A 12,092-nucleotide genomic window follows, 5' to 3' on the forward strand; every position below is an offset into this window, starting at 1 on the left:
AGCGGTAGTTCAGTCGGTTAGAATACCTGCCTGTCACGCAGGGGGTCGCGGGTTCGAGTCCCGTCCGTTCCGCCACTTATTTAGAACCGTATCTCATAAGAGATACGGTTTTTTTTCGTCTGTTGATCGCGTAAAAAGGGCAATCACGCCCTTTATGTTATTCCCAGCGTTTCAGCAGTAAGCTGGCATTTACGCCACCAAAACCAAACCCATTCGATAACGCATAGTGCATGCGCTGAGGCTGCGCGGTAAGCCCAACCAGATGGAGCCCCTCGGCATCAGCATCCGGGTGATGCAGATTCAACGTTGGTGGAACAACCTGCTCACGCAATGCCTGAATGGTGAAGATGGCTTCAATTCCTCCCGCCGCTCCGAGCAGGTGGCCGGTCGCTGATTTCGTTGAAGTAACGGCTACCTGATGTGTTCCAAACACGCTCTTAATCGCGGCCAGTTCCCCTTTATCTCCAACCTGTGTTGATGTGGCATGAGCATTAATATGCTGAATATCTGCTGAGCTAATACCTGCCTGCTTAATCGCCGCCTCCATCGCCCGACGTGCGCCGTTACCATCTTCTGGCCCGGCAGTAAGATGATGCGCATCGGCACTGGTACCATATCCGACCAATTCCGCCAGCGGCGTAGCGCCCCGCGCCAGAGCGCGCTCCAGCGATTCAATAACGATGAGACCTGCACCTTCTCCCATCACAAAACCGTCACGATCGCGGTCAAAAGGCCGTGATGCCGCCTCGGGGTGATCATTAAAATTGCTGGATAATGCTTTTGCTGCAGCAAAACCGCCAAGACTGACCCGATGGATCGCGGCCTCGCTTCCACCGCACAGTGCAATATCCGCTTCACCGGCGCGAATCATTCGTGCTGCATCGCCAATTGCCTGAGCTCCTGCTGCGCAGGCAGTAACAGGCGCGCCAATCGGACCTCGAAAACCGTGGGCAATAGAAACGTGACCAGCAGCCAGGTTGGCGAGAAAGGAAGGGATGGTAAAGGGGGAAAGACGGCGCGGCCCGCGAGTATCAGTAGTGCGTACGGCATTAGCTATCTCATTGAAACCGCCAATACCGGTAGCGATCACTGTTGCGGTGCGCTCTCTTTCAGCTTGATCTTCTGGAAACCAACCTGCCTGAGAGAGCGCTTCCTGCGCAGCCACCATCGCAAATTCGATAAAACGATCCATTTTTTTCCGTTCCTTCGATGGGATCGCTACTGAGGGATCGAATCCATGTAACGGATCGTCTTCAATGGAAGGAACCTGTCCCGCAACTTTACAGGCAATATCTTCAACGATCTCCTCATCAAGACGGGAGATCCCGGATTTTCCCTGCAATAATGCTTGCCAGACATGTGACACTCCGCAGCCGAGCGGGCTGACGATCCCCATTCCTGTCACGACGACGCGTTTTGTTGGAACGCTCATAACTCTTTCTCCTGAACTATCATGGTGTCTGCGGCTTTTTCATAAATGGAACAAGCAACGCAGCAATCAAAAAACCCAGCATAATTAACCAGAATGCATCCGAGAAAGCCTGTGTCCGCGCCTCCCTCATCGCTAATGCCGAAAGGTTTTTCAGGGCGGCACTGTTGGCTATTTCCGGCGAAACTCCCTGGCTCATCAACCGGTTGGTACTGTTTTGAATGAAATCCGTCACTGGAAGGCTGGCGTTATTGAGATGATCGGCAAGGCGGCTATAGTGAAAATTGGTTCGGTCATTGATCACTGTACCGCACAGGGCGATACCAATGGCGCCACCGAGGTTGCGCATCAAATTAAACAGCCCGGATGCCAGTTTCAGGCGTGTGGGCGGCAGACTACCCAACGTAAGTGTGACCGTTGGTGCGACGGCAAACTGCTGCGCCAGCCCGCGAAATGCCTGCGGCAAAAGCAGTTCCTGCGCTCCCCATTCATGGGTGAGAGGAATAAAGCTGTACATCGAAACCGCAAAACCCAGCAACCCCACCATTAACAGCCAGCGTAAATCGACACGGTTGGCCAGCCAGGCATAAAACGGTATCGAGAGCACCTGGAACAGACCAGTAGAAAAAACCGCCAGACCGATTTCCAGCGCGCTGTAACCGCGAACCGTCCCAAGAAACAGCGGAGTCAGGTAGATCGTAGCAAAGATGCCGACTCCTGCCATAAACGAGAAATAGCAGCCCAGCGTAAAGGTTCTGTCCTGCAAAGCCCGAAGATCCATCACCGGTTGCGCATGACGGAGGGTACGCACAATAAAAGCAATACCGCACAGCAACGCTATCCAGCCGGTAGTCGCCAGCGTTGTATCATCAAACCAACCCCAGCGTGGCCCTTCCTCAAGTGTGTACTCCAGGCAACCCAGTGAAACGGCGAGTAGAATAATGCTCAGGTAATCAGCTCCGCGCAGAAGCGAAGGGTCAGGCGTATCGATTTTTACTAACAGCGGAACCGCAATGGTGATGTAAATTCCGGGCAGAATGTTGATAAAAAAAAGCCAGTGCCAGTTAAAATTTTCGGTTATCCACCCACCGACCGTTGGGCCAAGAGTCGGTGCCAGCGATGCCAGGCCGCCGATCGTTGCCGCTGCGATGACACGTTGTTTTCCCTGGAAAAAAGCAAACGCTGTCGTGAAAACCAGTGGGATCATTGAACCACCCGCCAGGCCTTGCAAGGCGCGGAAAGCGATCATGCTTTGAATATTCCATGCCCAGCCGCACAGCAGGCTCATCACGGTGAAACCGGCCGCAGAAGCGGCAAACAGCCAGCGTGTTGACATAACCCGCGCCAGCCAGCCGGAGAGAGGAATAATGATGATTTCTGCGATTAGGTAACTGGTCTGCACCCACACCGTTTCATCGTCACCAGCAGAAAGCCCGCCGCCAATGTCCCGCAATGAAGCTGAAACAATCTGAATATCAATAAGCGCAATGAACATGCCCACGCACATGGTGGCGAAGGCAAACACTTTCTGACTGACCGGCATTGAAACGCCTTGTGGCAGCGGTACTGCGCCAGTGCTGCTCATCGCGAGCTCTTTTCATCAACAGTGACGACGACAGAAAGCCCCGGACGCAATACATCAAGTTTTGCCGCATCACCTTCCAGCGCGATACGTACGGGGACGCGCTGAACGATTTTGGTGAAATTTCCGGTAGCATTTTCTGCCGGGAGAATGCTAAACCGCGAGCCGGTTGCCGGTGAAACGCTGGCAACATGGCCATGGAAAGTATGACCCGGCAAAACATCGGCTACGATCGTGGCGCTTTGCCCTGGACGCATATGCGCTAACTGGCTCTCTTTAAAATTTGCATCAATCCATAAACCGTCAGCGGGAACCAGCGAAAGCAATTGCGTTCCGCTGTTGACGAAGGAGCCGGACCACGCACGACGGTTACCGATCACGCCATCAAACGGTGCCCGAATTTCCGTATAACTGAGATTTAATCGCGCCATTGCAAGGCTGGCTTGTGCTTGTACCAGCGCGGCTTGCGTCTGTTTTTCTTTGGCATTCAGCACTAATAACTGGCGTTCGGCGACCGTCGTATCCGCCTGCGCTTTGCTCTCTTCCGCACGGGCGCGACGATAATCCGCAGAGGCATTTTCCCTCACCTGGGCGGAAACGGCACTGGACATCACCAGCGCGTTATAGCGGCGATTGTCGTTTGCGGACTTTTCCGTAACGGCTCTGGCTGCCGTCAGAGAAGCTGCCGAACCTTCAATGGTAGCCAGTTGCAATTGTCGGGTGGCGTCAATGTCGGCAAGAGCGGCCTGCTGGGCGGCAACCTCACCGATGGCTTGTTCAACGGCGGCCTGGTAGTCGCGATCATCAAGACGGATTAACAGATCGCCTCGCTTCACTAACATATTGTCCTGTACCGCGATCTGCTGGATATAGCCGGAAACTTTACTGGAAATGGCGCTGATATCGCCGCCGACATAAGCATCATCAGTCGACTGAATAAAACGCCCGCTTTGCCACCAGTAAACGCCGTAACTTGCACCCGCCAACAATCCAGCCATCAGCGCTATCAGCACCAGCGTTTTTTTCTTTTTATTCAGCGTCATGATCGCGGCTCGCATAGTGTTGCGGTACGAATTTCTGCGTGTTATCGCCAGCCCGTTTTCGTTGCAGATAGTCATGGCGGTAGTGGATCATCGGCGATGCCGCAGGGCCTGGAACCAGGGTGTATTTCTCCGGTGTGATTGGCTCACCGGTTTCTTTATCTACCAGGATTGCCTGGACCGCGCGCTGTGTTTCTCGTTCAACCAGCTGAATTTGTGCCCCTTCCGGGGAGAAGTGGCGATTTCCCCATTCAGCCAGCGCAAGGATCACCGGGCGGAAGTCGCGCCCGAGCTGCGTCAAATGGTATTCGTAACGAGGTGGCGTGCTGCTATAGCTCACCTTTTCCAGTAATCCGTCATCCACCAGTTCTTTCAGACGGCGAGAGAGAATATTCGGAGCAACGTTGGTGCTTTTCTGGAACTCATCAAAGCGCGTGAAACCGGCAAACGCGTCGCGCAGGATTATCATGCTCCAGCTATCACCAATACGTCCCAGGCTGCGGGCGATGGGGCAGGGAGCAGTGCAAAGCGGTTCATTTTTCATTATCTGGCCTGGAAATTTGCTGTGTCATTGTGCTCACGGTGACATAGTGACTATCAAAATGCAAGTCACTCGGTGCGCGTGTTCCCGCTGAACTATTGCTTCTCAGGCAAAAATCCTCTGCTTTTTATGCTCTTTTTCCTTATCCGGCACCTGGTAATAATCTGCGCACTGACTTAGTAAGCGACGAAAGAGGAATTTTTATGTCTATCCCTGCATTTGGTCTGGGTACCTTCCGTTTAACGGATGAAGCGGTGATCGCTTCGGTAAAAAATGCCCTTGAACTGGGTTATCGCGTGATTGATACCGCACAGATTTACGGTAATGAAGAAGCCATTGGTAAAGCGCTTGCTGAAAGCGGTGTGGCGCGTGAAGAGCTGTTTATCACCACCAAGATCTGGACGGAAAATCTGGGTGAGGCAAAGCTGATCCCAAGCCTGAAAGAGAGCCTGAAGAAACTGGGCACCGATTATGTTGATCTGACGCTGATCCACTGGCCGTCTCCTGGGGCAGAAGTACCGGTTGCAGTCTCTATGCAGGAGTTGATGAAGGCAAAAGCGCAGGGCCTGACTCGTCAGATTGGCGTATCTAACTTCACCATCCCATTGATGGAAGAAGCGATTGCGGCGGTGGGCGCAGAGAATATCGCGACCAACCAGATTGAACTCTCGCCGTATCTGCAAAACCGCAAAGTGGTCGACTGGGCGAAACAGCACGGTATTCACATCACCTCTTACATGACACTGGCTTATGGTAAGGCGCTGAAAGATGAAGTGATTGGCCGCATCGCGCAGAAACATAACGCTACGCCGGCACAGGTTATCCTGGCCTGGGCGATGGGTGAAGGTTATGCGGTGATCCCGTCTTCCACTAAGCGTGAAAACCTTGCCAGCAACCTACAGTCGCAGACACTTAAACTGGATGCAGCAGATAAAGCGGCAATTGCCGGGTTGGATTGCAATGACCGCCTGGTCAGCCCGGAAGGGCTTGCGCCAAACTGGGATTAAGCGATGGAATAACGGGAGCCTGCGCTCCCGTTGTTATTTCTCTACCGTCGGCGGTAAATGCTCGCTGACAAAATCGATAAAAGCGCGGATGCGGGTACTCACTGCCCGGTCGCTGTAGTAGACAGCGCTGAAAGGCATTTCCACCGGCAGACGCTTATCCGCCAGCAAATCAACCAGTTCCCCACTCGCCAGTTCTTTGTCGATCATATAGTCCGACAGGCTGGCAATGCCATTTCCGCTCAGGCACAAATGTTTCAGCGTTTCACCGCTGTTCGACGCAATATCTGGTGTCACTTCATACAGTTGTCCATCGGCAGCAGCAATGGGCCAGACGTTAAGCGAAACCGGTTCGGTAAAACCAAGGCAGACGTGGTTGCTTAACTCTTCCACCGTTTCCGGTTTTCCGTAGCGAGCAATATATTCCGGCGAAGCGATAATTTTGCGATAGCTTTTAAACAGCGGACGGGCGCGCAGGCTGGAATCGGTCAGTTTACCTACGCGGATCGCAACATCCACTTTACGTTCGATCAGGTTGATAAAGGTTTCACTGGAGACCAGTGACAGTTTAATTTCCGGATAGCGTTCGCGAAACGGTTTTATCAACGGCATCAAAAAATGCAGCACCACAGGGGTTGCGGCGTCGATGCGTAACGTACCGCTGGGCGTGGAGTTGGTCTCCATGATCTCGGTTTCTGCTGCTGCCATCTCCTGCAAGACGCTTTGTACGCGCCGAAAGTAGCGCTCGCCTTCTTCGGTCAGGCTGAGCTGGCGCGTGGTGCGATTAAGCAAATTAACCCCAAGCTTATTTTCCAGCTTCTTCACAGCGCGGCTGATGGCCGAATTGGCTTGTCCCAGGCATTCCGCTGCCCGGCTGAAGCTGCCGCTTTCAACAACGGCAACAAAAATCGCGAGTTCTTCTGAAGTGGTTTTCATTATTGCCTCTGTAGCAACATTTCAACGATATTTTTCATCCATAAGTTATTTAACCATGTTGTCAGAGAGGGTGCCACGACGGCTATTCATTAGTGACGTCACTAAGTACTTACTCACCAGCACAGGGTGTTTTTCTGGTGATTGAACGTTGAAACTCGGTGTTAAAATCCCTATAACTGAATGACCACCCGATGTTGGGGCGGACATCAAAGAGGTTTGAAGCCGAAAGTGCCAAAAAATACCTATGCCATGCGATATGTTGCCGGACAACCCGCGGAGCGAATATTACCGCCGGGGTCTTTCGCGAGTATTGGCAAGGCGCTGCCCGCAGGCGTTCCGCTAAGCAGCGACGAAAAAATTCGCGTTCTGGTGTGGAATATTTTCAAGCAGCAGCGCGCGGAGTGGCTGTCGGTACTGCAAAATTTTGGTAAAGATGCGCATCTGGTTTTACTGCAGGAAGCGCAAACCACGCCGGAACTGGTCCGGTTTGCGACCACTAACTATCTTGCTGCTGACCAGGTTCCCGCCTTTGTTTTACCGCAGCACCCCTCGGGAGTAATGACACTTTCCTCGGCGCATCCGGTTTATTGCTGTCCGTTACGTGAACGTGAGCCGATCTTGCGGCTGGCAAAATCGGCATTAGTAACGGTTTATCCGTTGCCTGATTTACGCAATCTGATGGTCGTGAATGTGCATGCAGTGAATTTCAGTCTTGGCGTGGACGTTTACAGCAAGCAATTACTGCCGATTGGCGATCAGATATTGCGCCATAACGGGCCGGTGATCATGGCTGGCGATTTTAATGCCTGGAGCCGTCCACGCATGAATGCTCTGTACCGCTTCACCCGGGATATGTCTCTGCGGCAGGTGCGCTTTACCGACGACAATCGCCGGCGTGCCTTTGGTCGACCGCTCGATTTTATCTTTTATCGCGGGTTAAACGTGGAGGAAGCTTCAGTCCTGGTGACCCGCGCGTCGGATCATAACCCACTGCTGGTGGAGTTTAGTCCTGGCAAAGCCGGGAAGTGACACCGCGAAAAAGGCAAAAAAAAGCACCGCGGGGAAACGGTGCTTTTTTAATGGGCTTAAATCAGGAATCCGGCGTGGCGCTGTTTTTCACAAAGAGCGTCAATTGATCGCCTGGCTGCAAATTATCCGTATCGTTGTTCCAGCGCATCACATCCTGGATGTTAACGCCGTGACGTTTTGCGATACTCGATAGCGAATCACCTTTGCGCACGCGATACGTAATGCTGTCGCTATTGCGGGCAAGACGCTGCGCACTGCTGCCTGCGCCAACCGTCAGGTTCTGACCGATTTTCAGGTTTGCGCCGCGAAGATTATTCCACTGCTGGAGATCCTTCGTGGTCACGCCGAGGCGTGAGGCAATCGCTGAAAGCGTGTCGCCTGAACGAACTTTGTAGCTACGACTGGTCAGCGGGGTGTTATCCGCCACCAGGGTTGGCTGTACAGCGGCGATTTCGCCGGAGGCCAGAGATTCACGCAGTTGATCGGCGTGTTTCTTCGGTACCATCACGTACTGCGGCCCAACGGAACCGAGCGTGGAACCTTTAACGCCTGCGTTAAACGTTTTCAGCTTGTTTACCGAGATGCCAGCCATTTCCGCCAGCTGAGCAACTTCAACCGGGCTGCTCAATCTGACTCGCGCCAGGGCGCGACTTTCGTCCGGCGTTGGCAAATTAACGCCATAACGCTTGCTGTTCTTGAGAATATCGCTCAATGCCAGCATTTTCGGCACGTAAATTTTGGTTTCCTGCGGCAGTGAGAGCGACCAAAAATCAGTGGATTTACCACGCGCTTTGTTCGCTTTTATCGCCTTCAGTACACGCCCTTCACCGCTGTTGTAGGCGGCTACGGTCAGTAACCAGTCGCCGTCGAACATACGATTCAGACGCTGCATCATGTCGAGCGCGGCTGTTGTAGACGCCACAATGTCACGACGCGCATCGTAATTGCGTGTCTGTTTTAAACCATAATTTCGCCCAGTGCTCGGAATGATCTGCCAAATGCCTGCGGCATTGGCGCCAGACGTCGCGTGTGGGTTAAAAGCGCTCTCCACTATGGGTAGTAGTACCAGTTCCATGGGCATGTTACGTTTTTTAACTTGCCCTGCTATCCAGTACATATACGGCTCTGCCCGTAAAGTTACATCGTGGAGATAGCTCTTATTGCTTAAATACTTCAGTTTCTGTTCGCGAATCCGGGCATTTTCCGGAATTCCCATCTTTAGCTCGTCGCTAATGGAGGTCCACAAGTCACTGTTATCCTGGGCGGCGAATGTTCCATCGTCCATCCACCGCGCCTGACTAGTAAACTTCCCTGCTTCCCCTTGACCAGCTGCAGAAAGGCTCTGTGCGTGCTGTTGGACCGTGCCGTCGTGCTTAGACGCCTGGCACCCCACGAGCAGGACAGAGGCGAATAATATCGCTTTTGCCTTCATGTGTGTGTCAATAGTAGTTGCTTAAAAGACGAGCGATAATAACGGCGCAGCTCAGAAAAGGCAACCAGGAAATATCAGAAGTTATCTTTCTTTGCCCGTAACCATGCGAAACGCTCTTCAGGGTGTTGCAAATTTGTTTCTTTGCTGATTACATCAATTAAATCAATATCTTTGGTTCGTAAAAATAAATTAATTCGACGCTCGTTTTTCAGAATTACGGGTAGTGTTTTTTGATTTTTTGCACGTAACTCCTTCACTTCTCGATAGTATTCGTTAAGTGCAGGATCCTCTGGCAGGATACTGATTGCAAACTTCATATTCCCTAAAGTGTATTCGTGTGCGCAACAAATGACCGTCTCATCAGGAAGGTCGTTTATCTTACAAAACGATTGATACATCTGGGTTGCCGTACCTTCAAAAAGTCTGCCGCATCCGCCGGAAAAGAGCGTGTCACCGCAAAATAGATAAGGAAAGCTGAAGAAACAGATATGTCCTAAAGTGTGACCGGGCGTGGCGAATACAGAAAATTCATGCCCCAAAACAGAGATGACCTGGCCATCAGCGACGATGTGCGTAGCACCTTTATCTTGCGTCTCTGCGGGCCCATACACCACGACGTCGGGATACCGCTGGCGCAGTTCTTTCACGCCGCCAACGTGGTCATTATGATGATGTGTTAAGAAGATGGCTTCCGGCTGCCATTGTTTCTCTTCAAGAGTTTGCAGCACAGGCGCGGCTTCGCCTGGATCGACAATCAGGCAGCGGCCGTTATCATTGCTCAGTACCCAGATGTAGTTATCCTGGAAGGCGGGAATACTGTTAAGATTCATAAAATACCTCTTAAAGCGTAGCGGAAGGTGGTGATGAAACCGGCAAGGACTCCTCAGACATTCGTAGCACCAGTAAGCTGGAATGATTTACCCAAAGGCGCATATTACCGTGAGGCGCTGGAAGGAGAACTCAAGCCGTGGTTTGCAAAAATGTATGGTTTTCATTTGCTTAAAATCGGCAATCTCAGCGCAGAAATCAATGCCGAAAGTTGCGCTGTTTCCCATCAGGTGAATGTTTCCCTGGCTGGCGAGCCCATGCAGGTTCGTGCCGATCCGCTGCATCTGCCCTTTGCGGATAAATCCGTTGATGCCTGCCTGCTGGCGCACACGCTTTCCTGGTGTACCGATCCGCATCGTTTATTGCAGGAAGTTGATCGTGTACTGATTGACGACGGCTGGCTGGTGATGAGCGGTTTTAATCCGATTAGCCTGCTCGGGCTGGCGAAGGCCGTACCGTTTGTCCGCCGCTCGCCAGCCGTCAAAAGCCGCATGTTTACGCTGATGCGCCAGTTCGACTGGTTATCACTGCTCAATTTCGAAGTGTTACATTATAGCCGTTTTCGCGTGCTGCCATGGACGAAGCAGGGCGGTAAACTGCTTAGTTCGCATTTACCTGCGCTGGGGTGCATGCAGTTGATCGTCGCCCGCAAACGCACCATTCCATTGACGCTCAATCCGATGAAGCAGAGCCGTAACAAAACCCCATTGCGTCAGGCCGTTGGCGCAACGCGCCAGTCTTAAGCTTCTGGCTGATAACCAATATCTTCCTGTGTCGGGTTCATCGCTGCCGCTCGCGCCAGCTCATCGCAGCGTTCGTTTTCCGGGTGCCCGGCATGGCCCTTGACCCATTCCCATTTGATTTGATGCTGGCTGAGCGCTGCATCCAGCCGCTGCCAGAGATCAACATTCTTCACCGGTTTTTTCTCTGCGGTTTTCCAGCCACGCTTTTTCCAGTTATGGATCCACTGGGTGATCCCCTGGCGAACATACTGGCTGTCAGTGCTGAGCACAATTTCGCAATGCTCTTTTAATGCTTCCAGCGCCACTATAGCGGCCATCAATTCCATGCGGTTGTTAGTCGTAAGACGGTAACCTGCGCTAAAGGTTCTTTCATGCTGGCGATAGCGTAAGATGGCGCCGTAACCGCCAGGACCTGGGTTACCGAGACAAGATCCGTCGGTGAAAATTTCTACCTGTTTAAGCATCTCTGGTAGACTTCCTGAGTTGAAAACGACAAGTCTGACATAAATGGCCGCTATGAGCACTGCAATTACACGACAGATCGTCCTCGATACCGAAACCACCGGTATGAACCAGATCGGCGCCCACTATGAAGGGCACAAAATTATTGAAATCGGCGCGGTAGAAGTCGTCAACCGGCGACTCACCGGCAATAACTATCATATCTACCTGAAGCCCGATCGGCTGGTCGATCCCGAAGCGTTTGGCGTTCACGGTATTGCCGATGAATTCCTGCTGGATAAACCCACGTTCGCCGATATCGCCGATGAGTTTATCGATTATATTCGCGGCGCAGAGTTGGTGATCCATAACGCATCGTTTGATATCGGCTTTATGGACTATGAGTTCGGCAAGCTGAATCGCGGGATCCCAAAGACCGATACGTTCTGTAAGGTCACCGATAGCCTGGCGCTGGCGCGTAAAATGTTTCCGGGCAAGCGCAACAGCCTCGATGCGCTCTGTTCCCGTTACGAAATCGACAACAGCAAACGTACGCTGCACGGGGCGTTACTCGATGCCCAGATCCTCGCTGATGTGTATCTGATGATGACCGGCGGCCAGACATCGATGAAATTTTCGATGGAAGGCGAAGGGCAGTCTCAGACGGGAGAAGTGGGGATCCAACGCGTTGTCCGCGCTGCCAGTAAGCTGCGCGTTGTTTTAGCCAGTGATGATGAGCTGGCAGCCCATGAATCGCGCCTGGATTTGGTGCAGAAAAAGGGCGGAAGCTGCCTGTGGCGCGGCTAAATCAGGCACTTATGCGTGAATATTTGCTGCATGGGTGATTTTTGCAGCAAATGATTAGAAACAGAAGAAAAAGCGTTGACGGCACCAGGCGCAATACGTAATATGCGCCTCGTTCCCCTGACGGGAACACTGTGGAGCGGTAGTTCAGTCGGTTAGAATACCTGCCTGTCACGCAGGGGGTCGCGGGTTCGAGTCCCGTCCGTTCCGCCACTATTCAGAAGGCCTGAATCAGCAATGATTCAGGCCTTTGTCGTTTCTGCATTTCTCACTATCACTCTTA

The 12,092-nt window shown here is 52.4% G+C and carries 12 protein-coding genes and 1 tRNA gene; 5 read left to right on the top strand and 8 right to left on the bottom strand.

The annotated features are described in order from the left end of the window. Positions 1-157: 157 nt before the first annotated feature. The 4 genes from fabF to DK872_RS24335 are packed head-to-tail and all read right to left on the bottom strand — an operon-like array spanning position 158 to position 4,595. Positions 158-1,432 carry a beta-ketoacyl-ACP synthase II gene (gene fabF / locus DK872_RS24320; protein ID WP_161518924.1) on the bottom strand — a complete coding sequence of 425 codons (1,275 nt, stop codon included), beginning with the start codon at positions 1,430-1,432 and terminating at the stop codon, positions 158-160. Between the two features lie 19 nt (positions 1,433-1,451). Next, positions 1,452-3,014, bottom strand: coding sequence for a DHA2 family efflux MFS transporter permease subunit (locus DK872_RS24325; RefSeq protein WP_035889505.1), 1,563 nt, complete (start codon positions 3,012-3,014; stop codon positions 1,452-1,454). Continuing rightward, positions 3,011-4,054 carry an HlyD family secretion protein gene (locus DK872_RS24330; protein WP_035889504.1) on the bottom strand — a complete coding sequence of 348 codons (1,044 nt, stop codon included), beginning with the start codon at positions 4,052-4,054 and terminating at the stop codon, positions 3,011-3,013. Before DK872_RS24330 ends, DK872_RS24325 begins: the two co-directional genes overlap by 4 nt. After that, positions 4,041-4,595 (bottom strand): helix-turn-helix domain-containing protein, encoded by a 555-nt coding sequence (locus tag DK872_RS24335; protein WP_035889502.1) that lies wholly within the window; start codon positions 4,593-4,595, stop codon positions 4,041-4,043. Before DK872_RS24335 ends, DK872_RS24330 begins: the two co-directional genes overlap by 14 nt. Positions 4,596-4,795: 200 nt before the next feature. Here DK872_RS24335 and dkgB point away from each other — a divergent pair, with 200 nt between their 5' ends. Next, on the top strand, positions 4,796-5,599 hold the full coding sequence (dkgB, locus tag DK872_RS24340; protein ID WP_007373263.1) for a 2,5-didehydrogluconate reductase DkgB: 804 nt from the start codon (positions 4,796-4,798) through the stop codon (positions 5,597-5,599). Between the two features lie 33 nt (positions 5,600-5,632). Here dkgB and yafC read toward each other — a convergent pair whose 3' ends face one another. After that, positions 5,633-6,532, bottom strand: coding sequence for a DNA-binding transcriptional regulator YafC (yafC, locus tag DK872_RS24345; protein ID WP_161518925.1), 900 nt, complete (start codon positions 6,530-6,532; stop codon positions 5,633-5,635). A 228-nt stretch (positions 6,533-6,760) separates the two neighbouring features. Here yafC and DK872_RS24350 point away from each other — a divergent pair, with 228 nt between their 5' ends. Continuing rightward, on the top strand, positions 6,761-7,561 hold the full coding sequence (locus DK872_RS24350; RefSeq protein WP_035889512.1) for an endonuclease/exonuclease/phosphatase family protein: 801 nt from the start codon (positions 6,761-6,763) through the stop codon (positions 7,559-7,561). Positions 7,562-7,622: 61 nt separating this feature from the next. Here DK872_RS24350 and mltD read toward each other — a convergent pair whose 3' ends face one another. Beyond that, positions 7,623-8,993, bottom strand: coding sequence for a murein transglycosylase D (gene mltD / locus DK872_RS24355; RefSeq protein WP_035889501.1), 1,371 nt, complete (start codon positions 8,991-8,993; stop codon positions 7,623-7,625). 74 nt (positions 8,994-9,067) lie between these two features. Then, the gene (gene gloB / locus DK872_RS24360) at positions 9,068-9,823 is read right to left on the bottom strand and encodes a hydroxyacylglutathione hydrolase (RefSeq protein WP_035889500.1); all 756 of its coding nucleotides are present in this window, start codon (positions 9,821-9,823) and stop codon (positions 9,068-9,070) included. A gap of 33 nt (positions 9,824-9,856) precedes the next feature. Between gloB and DK872_RS24365 the strand changes: the two genes are divergently transcribed. After that, positions 9,857-10,564 (top strand): class I SAM-dependent methyltransferase, encoded by a 708-nt coding sequence (locus DK872_RS24365; protein ID WP_071920240.1) that lies wholly within the window; start codon positions 9,857-9,859, stop codon positions 10,562-10,564. On the opposite strand, the gene rnhA is transcribed toward DK872_RS24365, so the two are convergent. Then, on the bottom strand, positions 10,561-11,028 hold the full coding sequence (gene rnhA, locus DK872_RS24370; protein WP_071920241.1) for a ribonuclease HI: 468 nt from the start codon (positions 11,026-11,028) through the stop codon (positions 10,561-10,563). The genes DK872_RS24365 and rnhA overlap by 4 nt on opposite strands. A gap of 52 nt (positions 11,029-11,080) precedes the next feature. On the opposite strand from rnhA, the gene dnaQ reads away from it, so the two are divergent. Together dnaQ and DK872_RS24380 are read left to right on the top strand one after the other, a co-directional pair. After that, entirely contained in the window at positions 11,081-11,812 is a 732-nt protein-coding gene (gene dnaQ, locus DK872_RS24375; protein WP_090397556.1) for a DNA polymerase III subunit epsilon, read from the top strand. 133 nt (positions 11,813-11,945) lie between these two features. Continuing rightward, positions 11,946-12,022: transfer RNA gene (locus DK872_RS24380), tRNA-Asp, on the top strand. Positions 12,023-12,092: the final 70 nt, after the last annotated feature.

Source organism: Kosakonia sp. MH5, assembly GCF_009935945.1.
Lineage (GTDB): Bacteria > Pseudomonadota > Gammaproteobacteria > Enterobacterales > Enterobacteriaceae > Kosakonia > Kosakonia radicincitans.

Coding starts and splice junctions, on each gene's coding strand:
- yafC (WP_161518925.1), bottom strand. CDS start 6,532: ATGAAAACCACTTCAGAAGAACTCGCGATTTTTGTTGCCGTTGTTGAA.
- dkgB (WP_007373263.1), top strand. CDS start 4,796: ATGTCTATCCCTGCATTTGGTCTGGGTACCTTCCGTTTAACGGATGAA.
- rnhA (WP_071920241.1), bottom strand. CDS start 11,028: ATGCTTAAACAGGTAGAAATTTTCACCGACGGATCTTGTCTCGGTAAC.
- DK872_RS24365 (WP_071920240.1), top strand. CDS start 9,857: ATGAAACCGGCAAGGACTCCTCAGACATTCGTAGCACCAGTAAGCTGG.
- DK872_RS24335 (WP_035889502.1), bottom strand. CDS start 4,595: ATGAAAAATGAACCGCTTTGCACTGCTCCCTGCCCCATCGCCCGCAGC.
- fabF (WP_161518924.1), bottom strand. CDS start 1,432: ATGAGCGTTCCAACAAAACGCGTCGTCGTGACAGGAATGGGGATCGTC.
- dnaQ (WP_090397556.1), top strand. CDS start 11,081: ATGAGCACTGCAATTACACGACAGATCGTCCTCGATACCGAAACCACC.
- DK872_RS24330 (WP_035889504.1), bottom strand. CDS start 4,054: ATGACGCTGAATAAAAAGAAAAAAACGCTGGTGCTGATAGCGCTGATG.
- DK872_RS24325 (WP_035889505.1), bottom strand. CDS start 3,014: ATGAGCAGCACTGGCGCAGTACCGCTGCCACAAGGCGTTTCAATGCCG.
- gloB (WP_035889500.1), bottom strand. CDS start 9,823: ATGAATCTTAACAGTATTCCCGCCTTCCAGGATAACTACATCTGGGTA.
- mltD (WP_035889501.1), bottom strand. CDS start 8,993: ATGAAGGCAAAAGCGATATTATTCGCCTCTGTCCTGCTCGTGGGGTGC.